This is a genomic window from Kitasatospora sp. NPDC003701, from assembly GCF_053587085.1.
The window spans coordinates 1-11952 of the sequence record NZ_JBSFNM010000003.1; the positions used below are offsets into that span (position 1 = coordinate 1).

At 75.2% G+C, this 11952-nt stretch carries 14 protein-coding genes and 1 pseudogene; 7 read left to right on the top strand and 8 right to left on the bottom strand.

All coding sequences use genetic code 11. The features are described from left to right. Window positions 1–98: 98 nt before the first annotated feature. The gene (locus ACWDRR_RS03635; protein WP_387886677.1) at window positions 99–392 is read right to left on the bottom strand and encodes an ArsR/SmtB family transcription factor; all 294 of its coding nucleotides are present in this window, start codon (window positions 390–392) and stop codon (window positions 99–101) included. Between the two features lie 386 nt (window positions 393–778). Between ACWDRR_RS03635 and ACWDRR_RS03640 the strand changes: the two genes are divergently transcribed. Further along, the gene (locus tag ACWDRR_RS03640; RefSeq protein WP_449770796.1) at window positions 779–1651 is read left to right on the top strand and encodes a nuclease; all 873 of its coding nucleotides are present in this window, start codon (window positions 779–781) and stop codon (window positions 1649–1651) included. A 66-nt stretch (window positions 1652–1717) separates the two neighbouring features. On the opposite strand, the gene paaK is transcribed toward ACWDRR_RS03640, so the two are convergent. Both paaK and ACWDRR_RS03650 read right to left on the bottom strand, forming a co-directional pair. Next, the gene (paaK, locus tag ACWDRR_RS03645) at window positions 1718–3064 is read right to left on the bottom strand and encodes a phenylacetate--CoA ligase PaaK (protein WP_449770536.1); all 1347 of its coding nucleotides are present in this window, start codon (window positions 3062–3064) and stop codon (window positions 1718–1720) included. Between the two features lie 186 nt (window positions 3065–3250). After that, entirely contained in the window at window positions 3251–4198 is a 948-nt protein-coding gene (locus ACWDRR_RS03650; protein ID WP_449770537.1) for a LysR family transcriptional regulator, read from the bottom strand. 197 nt (window positions 4199–4395) lie between these two features. Between ACWDRR_RS03650 and ACWDRR_RS03655 the strand changes: the two genes are divergently transcribed. Then, entirely contained in the window at window positions 4396–5091 is a 696-nt protein-coding gene (locus ACWDRR_RS03655; RefSeq protein WP_449770538.1) for a type 1 glutamine amidotransferase domain-containing protein, read from the top strand. A 5-nt stretch (window positions 5092–5096) separates the two neighbouring features. Beyond that, window positions 5097–5717, top strand: coding sequence for a TetR/AcrR family transcriptional regulator (locus ACWDRR_RS03660; RefSeq protein ID WP_449770539.1), 621 nt, complete (start codon window positions 5097–5099; stop codon window positions 5715–5717). A 72-nt stretch (window positions 5718–5789) separates the two neighbouring features. On the opposite strand, the gene ACWDRR_RS03665 is transcribed toward ACWDRR_RS03660, so the two are convergent. Further along, window positions 5790–6524, bottom strand: a complete 735-nt coding sequence (locus tag ACWDRR_RS03665) for a Mut7-C RNAse domain-containing protein (protein WP_449770540.1) — start codon at window positions 6522–6524, stop codon at window positions 5790–5792. A gap of 254 nt (window positions 6525–6778) precedes the next feature. On the opposite strand from ACWDRR_RS03665, the pseudogene ACWDRR_RS03670 reads away from it, so the two are divergent. After that, window positions 6779–6928 (top strand): annotated as a pseudogene (locus ACWDRR_RS03670) (AraC family transcriptional regulator); the annotation flags it as partial. 64 nt (window positions 6929–6992) lie between these two features. On the opposite strand, the gene ACWDRR_RS03675 reads toward ACWDRR_RS03670, so the two are convergent. Continuing rightward, complete coding sequence (locus ACWDRR_RS03675) at window positions 6993–7478, bottom strand: F0F1 ATP synthase subunit B family protein (RefSeq protein ID WP_449770541.1); 486 nt, start codon at window positions 7476–7478, stop codon at window positions 6993–6995. A gap of 247 nt (window positions 7479–7725) precedes the next feature. Between ACWDRR_RS03675 and ACWDRR_RS03680 the strand changes: the two genes are divergently transcribed. Further along, window positions 7726–8199: an NUDIX domain-containing protein gene (locus tag ACWDRR_RS03680; protein WP_449770542.1), complete on the top strand. Its 474-nt coding sequence runs from the start codon at window positions 7726–7728 to the stop codon at window positions 8197–8199. Between the two features lie 123 nt (window positions 8200–8322). On the opposite strand, the gene ACWDRR_RS03685 is transcribed toward ACWDRR_RS03680, so the two are convergent. Beyond that, entirely contained in the window at window positions 8323–9168 is an 846-nt protein-coding gene (locus ACWDRR_RS03685) for a LysR family substrate-binding domain-containing protein (protein ID WP_449770543.1), read from the bottom strand. A gap of 57 nt (window positions 9169–9225) precedes the next feature. Here ACWDRR_RS03685 and ACWDRR_RS03690 point away from each other — a divergent pair, with 57 nt between their 5' ends. Continuing rightward, window positions 9226–9636, top strand: a complete 411-nt coding sequence (locus tag ACWDRR_RS03690) for a DUF5997 family protein (protein WP_449770544.1) — start codon at window positions 9226–9228, stop codon at window positions 9634–9636. Between the two features lie 487 nt (window positions 9637–10123). Here ACWDRR_RS03690 and ACWDRR_RS03695 read toward each other — a convergent pair whose 3' ends face one another. After that, complete coding sequence (locus ACWDRR_RS03695; RefSeq protein ID WP_449770545.1) at window positions 10124–10591, bottom strand: SsgA family sporulation/cell division regulator; 468 nt, start codon at window positions 10589–10591, stop codon at window positions 10124–10126. Continuing rightward, window positions 10588–10791 (bottom strand): hypothetical protein, encoded by a 204-nt coding sequence (locus ACWDRR_RS03700; protein ID WP_449770546.1) that lies wholly within the window; start codon window positions 10789–10791, stop codon window positions 10588–10590. Before ACWDRR_RS03700 ends, ACWDRR_RS03695 begins: the two co-directional genes overlap by 4 nt. Window positions 10792–10974: 183 nt before the next feature. On the opposite strand from ACWDRR_RS03700, the gene ACWDRR_RS03705 reads away from it, so the two are divergent. Beyond that, window positions 10975–11883, top strand: a complete 909-nt coding sequence (locus ACWDRR_RS03705; RefSeq protein ID WP_449770547.1) for an Lrp/AsnC family transcriptional regulator — start codon at window positions 10975–10977, stop codon at window positions 11881–11883. Window positions 11884–11952: the final 69 nt, after the last annotated feature.

Below are 11952 nucleotides of genomic sequence, written 5' to 3' on the forward strand. Positions count from 1 at the left end.
GGCCGGGCCGGGCCGGGCCGGGCCGGGCCGGGCCGGGCCGGGCCGGGCCGGGCCGGGCCGGGCCGGGCCGGGCTGGCAACCGGCTCGGTACCGGCCGCTCAGTCGTGCGGCGGCAGCCCGCTGATCTGGTGGTCGGCGACATTGAGCGCCTCGTTGACCAGCCGGCGCAGATGCCCGTGCCGCAGGGCGTAGACCACGCGGCGCCCGTCCTTGCGGGTGGTGACCAGGCCCGCCAGCCGGAGCTTGCCCAGGTGCTGGCTGACCGACGGCCGCGCGGCGCCGCACGCCTCGGTCAGCGTCGTCACGTCCGCCTCGCCCTCTCCGAGGCGCTGCATCAGCGCGAGCCGGGTGCGGTCGGCGAGCAGTGCGAGGATGGCGGCCGCCGTCTCCAGCCGCTCGTCGTTCCCCGGCTGTCCGGTGCCACCGGGCCGCCCGTCGTCGCCGGGCCGCGACTCAGTGCCAGGCGGCTGCTCAGCACCAGGCAGCTGCTCGTCGCCCGGCCGCTGCTGGTCGCCCGGCCGCTGCTGGTCGCCCGGCCGCTGCTGGTCGCCCGGCTGCTGCGACCGATGTGCACCTGATAGCCGAAGGCTCCCGCTCATGGCCACATCGTAGAGGGCTCACCCGTACGGGCACGGCGCCGATCTCCGGTCGCGCGCCCCCGCCGCACCTCCGCACGCGTCGCGGCACCCGAATGCATCGCCGCCGGTCACCGGACCGGTTCGGGCCCGGAGCAACAATGAGTGCCCCATCACCCACCTTCCGGAGGCAACCCGTGCCCATGCTGGCGATCAAGGGAACGTACCGGCTCATCGGCAGCGAGCCCGACGGGGACACCGTGCACTTCCTTCCGCAGGATCCGGGCTTCTGGTGCGACGTGCCCGGCAAGAACCGGGTCGAACGCAACAGCCGCGGCGGCGGCAAGATCCGCATGGAGGGCATCGACGCCCTGGAGACCCACTACCCGGGTGTCAGCCCCGACCCCGTCCACCAGCCGATGGACCTGGGCGCCGCCGGCGCCCGCGACGAGCTGATCTCCTGGCTGGGCTTCAGCGACGTGGTCCGGGGCGAGGACGGGAAGGTCACCGGCTCGACCCCCGAGACCGTCCGCGGATTCGTCCTCGCCAGCGGTGCCGACACCTACGGCCGCTGTGTCGCGCTGGTCGGCCGGGGCGACCTCCCGGCGAACGTCCCGAACGGCCGGCGGATCGACGTGCCCCCGGCCCTGCTGCACCAGACCGCCAACCACCACCTGCTGGAACTCGGCCTGGTCTACCCGACCTTCTACAACAACCTCCCCGACGAGCTGCGCCTCGACATGACCGCCACCTCCCAGCAGGCGCGGGCGACGAAGGCGCCCACCAGCGTCTGGGCCCACGACGTCACCACCGACGGCGCCACCATCGACGACCTCGCCTCGATCACCGACCACCAGGTGATCCTGCCGAAGCTCTTCCGCCGCCTCGCGGACTACATCCGCCTCTTCGGGCCCTCCCTCACCTGCTTCCCCGCCTATCTGGCCGGTGCGGGCGAGGAGTTCTTCCTCCCCGAGCAGACCACCTCCGTCACCGGGCTCCAGCACGTCGTCGAGATCAACGGCAACACGATCAGGATGACCCGCAAGATCGAGGACATCGTCCTCGTCGAGAAGTGAGCGACGGCCTCCGACCGCGCCCGCGCGCCTGCGCCGCGACGCCCCCGCCGCACGCGCCCGCCCCGCTCACCGCTCCCGCAGGTCCGTCACCCGGCGGATCTTGCCCACCGAGCGCTCCAGCGTGTACGGGTCCACCACCTCGACCTCCACGGTGACGCCGACGCCGTCCTTCACGCCCCGGGCGATCGCCGACGCGGCGGCCTCCCGCTGCTCGGGCGCGGCGTCGGGGCGGGCCTCGACGCGGACCGCCATGTGGTCCAGCCGGCCCCGGCGGGTGAGGCGGAGCTGGAAGTGCGGCGCCACGGCGGGGGTGCGGAGCAGGATCTCCTCGATCTGGGTGGGGAAGACGTTCACCCCGCGCAGGATGATCATGTCGTCGCAGCGGCCGGTGACCTTCGCCATCCGCCGGAAGGCGGGCCGGGCCGTCCCGGGCAGCAGGCGGGTGAGGTCGCCGGTGCGGTACCGGATGACGGGCAGCGCCTCCTTGGTCAGCGAGGTGAACACGATCTCGCCGCTCTCGCCGTCCGGTAGCACCCGGTCCGTGAGCGGGTCCACCACCTCCGGGTAGAAGTGGTCCTCCCAGATGTGCAGCCCGTCCTTGGTCTCCACGCACTCCTGGGCCACACCCGGGCCCATCACCTCGGAGAGGCCGTAGATGTCGACGGCGTGGATGTCCATCCGCTCCTCGATCTCGCGGCGCATCGCCTCCGTCCACGGCTCGGCGCCGAAGATGCCGACCCGCAGCGAAGTACCGCGCGGATCGACGCCCTGCTTCTCGAACTCGTCGAGGAGGGTGAGCAGATAGGAGGGGGTGACCATGATGATCTCGGGCCGGAAGTCCTGGATGATCTGCACCTGCCGGGCCGTCATGCCGCCCGAGGCGGGGATCACGGTGCAGCCCGCCCGCTCGGCGCCGTAGTGCGCGCCCAGGCCGCCGGTGAACAGCCCGTACCCGTAGGCGACGTGCACCTTGTGGCCGCGCCGGCCGCCGGCCGCCCGGATGGAACGGGCCACGACATCGGCCCAGACCGAGAGGTCGTGGTCGGTGTACCCGACCACGGTGGGCCGGCCGGTGGTGCCGCTGGAGGCGTGGATCCGCCGGACCTCCTCCATCGGGACGGCGAACATCCCGAAGGGGTAGCCCTCCCGCAGGTCGGCCTTGGTGGTGAAGGGGAACCGGGCCAGGTCGGCGAGGGTCCGGCAGTCCTCGGGAGCCACCCCGGCCGCGTCGAACTTCCGCCGGTAGAGCTCGACCTGGTCGTACGCGTGGCGCAGGGTGGCCCGGAGGTGCTTCAGCTGGTGCTCCGCCAGCTCCTCGCCGGTCATCCGCTCCCCGGCGTCGAGCAGCTCGGCCGGGAGCGGCTCCCCCCGGCGCACATCCGAGCGGGCCGGTCCGGTCGCTCCAGCGCTCATCGCGTCTCCTTCGCCGTCTCCGCCCCACCTCAGGCACCGACCGATCATTCGGTCAGCGTTCGACAGGCCAAGTAATCCAGCACCCGAACCACCTGTCAAGGGACGCGGCCCTGGTCCGACCCCTGGTCCGGGGCCCGGTCCGGGGCTCTCGCAGCCTCCGGCGAACCGGCGGGCGGGGCCGGGCCGTCACCACGTCCGGGCGGCCGCCAGCAGGTGGTCACGGACCCGGGTCAGCTGCGGGCCCGCCTCCGCGCCGGGGCGCTGGACGAGGTAGCCGGTGTTGATCGGCGGGTCCTCCGGGTCCTCCAGCAGGACCAGCCCGCCGTCGGCCAGCCGGTCCGCGCAGAGGTAGCGCGGGACGACCGCGAAGCCCGCCCCGGCGGCGACGGCGGCGACGACGCCACGCAGATCGGGCACGGTGAGGGCGGCCCGGCAGCTGAGCCGGCGGCCGTACACGTGCCGCCAGTAGCGGCGGACGATCGGCAGGTCCTCGGCGTACGCGACCAGCGGCACCTCGTGCAGGGCGGCCGGGCCCTCCGCCGCGAGCCGCCCGCGCACGCGCTCGGCCCAGACCGGCGCGGCGACCAGCACGAACTCCTCGTCCCCCAGCGGCACGGCCGACAGGGTGCGCCCGCGCGGTCGGCTCGTCGCGATGACCAGGTCGTACCGGCCCGCGCGCAGCTCCTCCAGCAGCGGATCGGTCAGGCCCGCGGTCACCCGCAGCCGCACGCCCTCGGCGACCAGCGGGGCGAGCGCGGGCAGCACGAGCGTGCCGAGCAGTTCGGCGGGCCCGGCCAGGTGGACGGGTTCGGCCCCGGCCCCGGGGTGGACGCCGGTACCGGTGGCGGCCGCGAGCGCGTCGAGCGGCCCGGCGATCCGGGCGGCGAGCTCGTCCGCCACCGGAGTCGGGGCCACCCCGCGCGGCAGCCGTTCGAACAGCTCGCGCCCGCCCTGACGCTCCAGGGCGCGGATCTGGGTGGTCACCGTGGGCTGGGAGAGGCCCAGCACCTGGGCGGCGGCGGTGAACGACCCGGCCCGGTGGACGGCCAGGAAGGTGCGCAGCAGGTTGAGGTCGGCGGGCCCGGACGGCAGTGCCGGAGGAGGTGCGGGCCGCTCGGCGTCGGGGTGGTTCACCCGACCAGCCTAGTCCCCGAGACCCATTGGAATGCCTATGGCACTCATCGGATCTGCCATTGGTGACCGTCGGGGCGCCCGGCCTATCGTCGGGTCCATCGCCGAACTGACGGTCCGCACTCGGAACGTCAGTGGTTCCAGGGCGTCAGACCGTACTCCCGGGCCCGTCGGGCCCGCCCGCAGAGAAGAGCCCCCGCATGTCGAAGATCCTCTTCGTCGTCACCGGCGCCACCTACTGGACGCTCGCCGACGGCACCCGGCACCCCACCGGCTTCTGGGCCGAGGAGGCCGTCGCCCCCTACCGGGCGTTCAAGGCCGCCGGCCACGACGTCACCGTCGCCACGCCGGGCGGGGTCGTCCCGACCGTCGACCAGGGCAGCCTGGCCCCCGAGTTCAACGGCGGCCAGGAGGGCGCCGACGACATCGCGGCCGGCCTGGAGGCCTTCACCGAGCTCCGGCACCCCGTGCGACTGGAGGACGTGGACCTCGCCGAGTACGACGCCGTCTTCTACCCGGGCGGCCACGGCCCGATGGAGGACCTCGCCGTCGACCCCGTCTCCGGCCGCCTGCTGGTCGACGCCCTGGCCTCCGGCAAGCCGCTCGGGGTGGTCTGCCACGCCCCGGCCGCGCTGCTGGCCGCCGAGCTGCCGGACGGCGGCAACGCCTTCGCGGGCTACCGGCTGACCGGCTTCACCAACGCCGAGGAGATCCAGGCCGGCCTCGCCGACAAGGCGAAGTGGCTGCTCCAGGACCGCCTGGTCGCGGCCGGCGCCGACTTCCAGGAGGGCGAGCCGTGGGCCCCGAAGGTGGTCGTCGACCGCAACCTGGTCACCGGCCAGAACCCGTCCTCCTCCGCGCCGCTCGCCACCGAGCTGCTCAAGAAGCTGGCCTGACGGCCGTGGCCGCCGACCGGCTCGACGAGGTCCTCGACGCCGCCTACACCTGCCTCACCCGGTACGGCGTACGGCGCACGACGATGGACGACATCGCCGGCACCATGGGCGTGTCCCGGTCGGCGGTCTACCAGTACGTCCGCGGCAAGGACGACGCCTTCCGGCAGCTCGGCGAGCGCCTGCACCGGCAGGCGCTCGCGCGGGCCCGGCGGGCCGCCGCCGCACCGGGCGTCCCGCACGCCGAGCGCGTCCGCGGCGTCCTCGCCGCCAAGCTCGACCTCGCCCTGACCCTCGCCGGGGACTCCCCGCACACCGCCGAACTGCTGGACGGCGGGGCCCGGTTGTTCGCACCCGCGTGTGCCGCCTTCGGCAGCGAACTGCGGGAGCTGCTCACCGGGCTGTTCGCCGGCCTGTTCGGGGAGGCTGGCCCGCTCGGGGAGGCGGAGCGGGCCACCGGGGCGGGGCGGGCCGGGTGCGTCGGCCCGGGCGAGGCCGCCGAGATCGGTATCGCCCTGGTGCGCGGTCTGGAGCCGTCCCCCGGCGCCCGGGACCTCCTCGGGCCCGCCGCCGACGCACTCGTCACCGGCCTGCTGCACGCCCGCGCCGAGGCGGGCGCCCGCGCCTGAGCGGCACCGCAGCCGGCCCGCTCAGGCCCAGGCCCCGCTCAGACCCAGGCCCAGGTCCACGTCCAGCTCAGCTCAGGCGACCGCCGGGGCCCCGAACTCCCGGACGGCATCGGCCACGATGGCCTCCAGGGTGGCATGGTGCGCGCCCCGCCAGTAGGCCTGCCCGCAGTCGGTGCACTGCGCGAACGCGTCGTACGACCGCTCGGTACCGTCCTGGAGCTGGTCCTGCACCGAGGTCTTGGTGACGGTCCGGAGCGTCCCGTTGCAGGTGGTGCAGCGGCTCCACGGGGCGAGCGGGGGCGCGAACCGCGACAGGACGTCCCGCAGCTGGTCGGCGGGCCGGTGGCTGTAGACATAGGCGCCCGCCCAGATCTCGCGCCGCCGCAGCAGGCCCCGGTCGCGCGAGAGCAGCACCCGCTGCTCGGCGGCCGAGCGCGCGGCGAGCGCCGCGTCGCCGATGTCCGGGTTCTCGTAGGCGGCGTCGACGCCCAGCAGCCGCAGCCGGCGCGCGAGCGTCCCGAGGTGGACGTCGAGCAGGAACCGCGGCGGCTCGGCGAACGGTTGGGGCCTGCGCACGGCCTGCACCGAGATCAGCTCGCCGTCCACGGGAATGTGGGAGCCGGCCACCGGCCGGCCGTCCGCGAGCAGGGTGCCGACCTCGGTGAGCGGAACGCCGAGGGACTCCACCACGTGTCCGAGCGTCGAGGCCCCGTCGGTTCGCAGCGCGATCCGCTCCGACCTCCGCCCGGCGGCGAGGAAGACGTGCAGGTCGGGGGCGATGCTCAGCCAGATCTCCGGTCTCTCCACCCGGCCAGCATGCCAGCGGGAGCCTCGCCGCGGCCAGCACTTTTCCACGCCCGCGCGGGTGGCCCTCCGCGTCCTCCACGGGGGCCACCGCCGCGCGTGGCACCCCTGCTCGTCGTTCAGTCCGCCCGTACGGCGTGGATCGTGGTGAAGGCCAGCAGGGGCGCGGCGGTCCGGGGCGGATCCTCGAGGAGGGGTGAGTGTCCGAGACCGGGCAGCAACGCGACCGTCGCGCCCGGAACGGCGCGGTAGTCGGCGGGGCGACCCCGGCGACCGTGGCGGGCGAGCCGTTCCTCGCCGTCGACGACCTCGCCTGGCCCGGCCGCGGAACTCCCGGCGAGCCCCCTCGGTGGCCGGCGGCGACGCGGGCCTCGCGATCGGGTCCTGCCCGGCCGACCACGGCCTGAACGCCTCGGGTCCTGCCGGGCCGGATCGGCCGGACAGGACCCGGGGCGTGCTGGTCGTGCGCGGTCAGCGCTCGGCGAAGAACCGCTCGACCGTGCCGCGCCGCGCGGCGAAGGCGTCGAGCGGCTCGCCGACGATCCGGCCGGCCAGCTCGGTGGCGAGTTCGCCGACGTTCGCCTGGAGGGAGACCGCTGCCAGCGCCTGGTCCACGGCGAGTTGGGCGTGCGCGGTGGCGAGGAGTCCGGCCCGCTCGCGCTGGCCCTCCTCGCGGGCCGCGGCGAGCAGCGCGGCGCCCTGCTCGGCGGCCTCCTGGCGGATCCGGGCGGCCTCGTGGTGGGCGGCGGCGAGCTCCTGCTTGTACTCCAGGAAGGTGCGTTCCGCCTCGGCCCGAGCTGCCTCCGCGCGTTCGACCCCGCCCTCGATGGCGTCCCGTCGGCGGGCGAGGGTGCGTTCGAGGCGGGGCAGCAGGATCCGACCGAGAACGCCGAAGAGGAGGAAGAAGCAGATCAGGCCGACGGCCATCTCGGGATAGTCGGGCTTCAAGGGTCCCATACGCCTCATCGTACAATCCGCATGAATCCGGCCGAGATCTGGCTGTCCGTCAAGTCACTTTCCGGGCAAGGGTGATGGTCGATCCGGTCACCACCGCCGGACGACCCCGCAGTGCACCGGGAAGCGGAGCCACGGGCTCCGATCACCGGCACCCGATCGCGTCCACCGGCTCCGGCCGGGTCCGCCGCCGGCCCGGCGACGCCGGCCGTTCGCCGGCCGGCTTCACGCAGCGGCTACGGTCGTCGCCATGAGCGACTCCCCGTTCCACGAGGTCGTGGCCCGGCCCCGGACCGCCGCCGGCGTGCTCTTCTTCGACCCGGACCACCGCGTCCTCCTGGTGAAGCCGACCTACAAGCCCGGCTGGGAGATCCCCGGCGGCTACCTCCACGCCGGAGAGACCCCGAGCGAGGGCGCGGCCCGCGAGGTCGGGGAGGAGCTCGGCATCACCCCGCCGCTCGGCCGCCTGCTCGTCGCCGACTGGGCACCCCACCCCGACGAGGGCGACAAGCTCCTCCTCGTCTTCGACGGCGGCGTCCTCCCGCCCGACGAGCTGGACCGCATCGCCGTCGACCGGGTGGAGATCGGCGAGTACGCCTTCCACCCCACCGGCCGGCTCGACGAACTCCTCGTTCCGCGCCTCGCCCGACGCGTCCACGCCGCCTGCGCCGCCAGGACGCGGTCCGCGACCGTCTACCTGGAGCACGGAGCGGTCCGCCCGTAGCCGCTCCGGCCCCATCCCCGCCAGGACGGACGAAGCCCCCGGGCGGGGACCGGTCCGGCACGCCGTCGGCCTCCGTCCTCGCCGGGCGGGAGCCGGGGCGGGGGCGGAGGCCGACGGGGTGGCTCAGGAGGAGCGGCGGGGGCGGCCCTTGCGGGCGGCGCCGGCCTTGCCGCCGCCCGACTTCCCGGCGGCGGGCTTGCCGCCGCCGGACTTCCCGCCCCCGGACCTGCCGCCGGCGGCCGCCTTGCCCCCGGCGCCCGCCCTGCCCCCCGCCGCGGCCTTGCCGGAGCCGGCGCGCGGCCGGCCGGCCGCCGCGCCGGGCTTCTGCTTCGGCTGGTCGGCCGCGGGAGCCGTCTGGCCCCGTCCGCGCGAGCTGTTGACCGTCCGGCCCCGGACGATGCCGATGAACTCCTCGATCAGGTCGGTCGTCCGGTCCAGCTGCCAGGCCAGGGCGATCTGCGACTGCGGTGCGTCCGCCACCGTCCGGAAGGTGAGGTCCCGGCGGTGGTGCAGCCGGGCGAGCGACTGCGGGACGAGGAGGACGCCGACCCCCGCCGCCACCAGTTCGATCGCGTCCGCCGTGGTGGCCGGGCGCTCGATCGCCGGGCGTCCGGGCAGGCCCTGCCAGTCCAGGGTGTCGTCCAGCGGGTGGAAGACGACCTCCTCGGCGAGGTCGGTGACGGCCACCTCGTCGGCCGCCGCCAGCCAGTGGTCCTTCGGGAAGACGATCACCGTGGTCTCGGTGTAGAGCGGGATCGCGCTCAGGCTGTCCCGGTCGACCGGGAGCCGGACCAGCCCGGCGTCGGCGGCGTCCTCCAGCAGCGTCCGCGCGCCGTCCTCCACCGGTACCGCGACCAGGGTGAGCGGGACGTCGGGCAGCCGCTCCTCCCAGACGCGCACCCACTTACCGGGTGTCACGCCCGGAACGTATACCAGCCGGAACGAGGGGTTCGCCTGCATCTCTGTCACGCTGCAAGGCTACCGACCGTGATCGGGGCCGCCACTCACTCGCTTACCCTTATGACCATGACACCGCTCAAGTCGAAGACGACCCAGACCATGAAGCCGGCCACGGCCGCCAAGAAGCTGGGCATCTACCTCAACGCCGCCCCCGCCGAGTTCCAGGAGGGCGTGATCTCCCGCGAGGAGCTCAACACCCTGCAGGCCGACCCGCCCGCATGGCTCCAGGACCTGCGCCGCAACGGCCCGCACCCCCGCCCGGTCGTCGCGGCCAAGCTCGGCGTCTCCGTCTCGGGCCTGGCCCGCGGCGGCGTCACCGAGGCGCTCACCACCGAGCAGATCGAGGCCCTGAAGACGGAGAACCCCACCTGGCTGGAGCGCGAGCGCACCGTCCAGGCCGAGGTCCGCAAGGAGGCCGTGCGGATCAAGGAGAAGAACGAGCAGCAGGCCGCGACCCCGCCCGCCAAGACCGCCTGACCGGGAGAGCACGCTCCCGCTCGGCGGGGAACCCGGCCCCCGGTACCGAGGGGCGGGACACCCCCGCAGGGCAACCGGTGCGACGGGCGCAGCCGGGGAGCCGGTGGGTGACCTCGCCGTCCTCGCCGCCCTCGGGACGCCGCGGACCCCGGTGGCGTTCACACCCGACCGGAAGCGCGTCGTCACCGGCGGCCCCGGGAGGGACGGGCTCCGGCTGACGGGCCCCGTCGGACGCACGACCGCGGTGTTCGGCGGTGACAGCAGCGGTCCGGTGGTGCCGAGCCCCGCCGGGGCCACGATCGCCGTCGTCGCCTCCCCGCCCACCGACCTCGTCACCCGGACCGTGTCGCGGTCCGCGCGACCCGCGCCGCCGGCGCCACGCCGAGCCTCGCCGGGGACGGCGCGCACCGGGACCCCGCCCCGACCGCCCGGGCCCCGACCGCCCAACGCGCGGGCCGGCCCCGCCTCGGACCCGGCCCCCGGCCCGTCACGGCCCCGGCCGTCCGTGGTCGAGCAGGCGGCGCACCAGGCCGTCCAGGTCGACGTACTCGTGCTCCCGGCCGGGCGGGACGAGGCCGTCCGCGCGCCGGAGGAAGGACATGACCTCGGCGGCCCGGGCCCGCAGCACGACGCTGCCCTCGTCCCCGCCGAGCGCGACCAGGACGGTGCCGGCGTCCTCCCCGGTGCCCGGGCGGATCGACACGTCGCCGATGCCCACCTCCCGCGTCACCCCCGCCGCCAGCAGCTCCCGCGCGAACATCCAGGTGATCGGCTCGGCCCGGTCGACGTGGCTGTCCAGGTAGACCGCGTACGGCTCGGTCACGTCGTAGCGCAGGCGCGCCTTCACGCAGACGCTGAGCCCGGGGCAGACGACCGCCCGCAGGTCGAGGTCCAGGGCCGTCGCCTCCGCGCCGGAGCGCTGCGGGGGGACGTGCGGCGTCTCCCGCCCGGTCATTCCGGCTGCCCCGGGGCGACGAGGACGGGCGGGGAGAACCGGGGCGGCTGCACCAGCCGGTGCCATTCGTGGTCGACGTGGCCGGGCACCGTCCGCCCGTAGCCGATCCAGAGCGCGACAAGGTGCGTGAAGATCGGGGCCTGCTCATGAGGAATCGTTTCTTCACCCGCGATGGCGAAGGCCTGGAGGTCGTTTCTCATGCCTGGACAACGACGCGCCCCACCTGCGGTAACCCTCCACCGGCAGCGGACTCGTCCCCGCCACCGGCGCGAAGCGCCCCGAACCCGCGCCCCCGGCCCGCCCGGCCGACCCGCGTGCCCGGGGCCCGGGAGCGGCCGGATAGATTGCCGGGACCAGCCACCCCGCCGCCCCGGGAGCCCCTCGTGCTCGACACCACGGACGCCGCCCTCGTACGCGAACTCCAGCGCGACGGCCGCGTCAGCTACCAGCGGCTCGCCGAGTTGCTGGAGATCTCCCGGGAGGCCGCGCGGGCCCGGGTGCAGCGGCTGCTGACCCGGGGCGAGGTGCGGATCGTCGGCATCGTGCCGCCGGCCGTCGCCGGGATCACCACCGTCGCCCACGTCTCCCTGGACGTCGCCGGCCCGGCCTGGCCGGTGGCCGCGGCGGCGGCCGGGCGGCGGGCGGCCAGCTTCGTCTCCTGCACCGCCGGTCCGCAGGGCGTGGTGGCCGAGCTCAGGGTGGCCGACGACGCGGCGCTGGAGCGCGAGTTCGCCGCGCTGCGCGCGGTCGCGGGGGTGCGCGGCGTGGAGGTGTTCCGTTGCACCGAGCTGGTCCGGGACGCGTACGCGCAGGCCGCCCCGGCCCCGCGGACGGGCACGCTGCCCGCACTGGACGAGGCCGACCGCCGGCTGCTCGGGCTGCTCCAGGCGGACGGGCGGGCCAGCTTCGCCGCGCTGGCGGAGCGGATCGGCCTCTCCCAGCCGGCCACCCGGGCGCGGGTGCTGCGCCTGCTGGAGGTCGGCGCGGTGCACGTGACCGGCCTGGTGGAGTCGCGCGCGCTCGGCGTCCGGGAGGCCGCCGGGGTGGGGCTCGGGGTGCACGGGCCGGTGCGGGAGGTCGCGGAGGCCGCCGCCGCGCTGCCGGGCGTCAACTACGTGGCGTCCGGCTACGGCCGGTTCGACCTGGTCTGCGGGCTGGACGCCCCGGACCGCCCGGCGCTGCTGCGCGGCCTGGAGACGCTGCGCGCGCTGCCCGGTGTGACGCGCTCGGAGTCCTGGGTGCACCTCGACATCGTCAAGGAGTCCTACACCTACGATCTGCCCATCCGATAGGCATTCAGTAGGCTCCATGCAAGATCAGCAAATGATTCGCAGGCACCAGTCGATTCCTTGGGCGAAATG

Coding starts and splice junctions, on each gene's coding strand:
- ACWDRR_RS03640 (WP_449770796.1), top strand. CDS start 779: ATGCTGGCGATCAAGGGAACGTACCGGCTCATCGGCAGCGAGCCCGAC.
- paaK (WP_449770536.1), bottom strand. CDS start 3,064: ATGAGCGCTGGAGCGACCGGACCGGCCCGCTCGGATGTGCGCCGGGGG.
- ACWDRR_RS03690 (WP_449770544.1), top strand. CDS start 9,226: ATGACACCGCTCAAGTCGAAGACGACCCAGACCATGAAGCCGGCCACG.
- ACWDRR_RS03700 (WP_449770546.1), bottom strand. CDS start 10,791: ATGAGAAACGACCTCCAGGCCTTCGCCATCGCGGGTGAAGAAACGATT.
- ACWDRR_RS03695 (WP_449770545.1), bottom strand. CDS start 10,591: ATGACCGGGCGGGAGACGCCGCACGTCCCCCCGCAGCGCTCCGGCGCG.
- ACWDRR_RS03655 (WP_449770538.1), top strand. CDS start 4,396: ATGTCGAAGATCCTCTTCGTCGTCACCGGCGCCACCTACTGGACGCTC.
- ACWDRR_RS03675 (WP_449770541.1), bottom strand. CDS start 7,478: ATGGGACCCTTGAAGCCCGACTATCCCGAGATGGCCGTCGGCCTGATC.
- ACWDRR_RS03680 (WP_449770542.1), top strand. CDS start 7,726: ATGAGCGACTCCCCGTTCCACGAGGTCGTGGCCCGGCCCCGGACCGCC.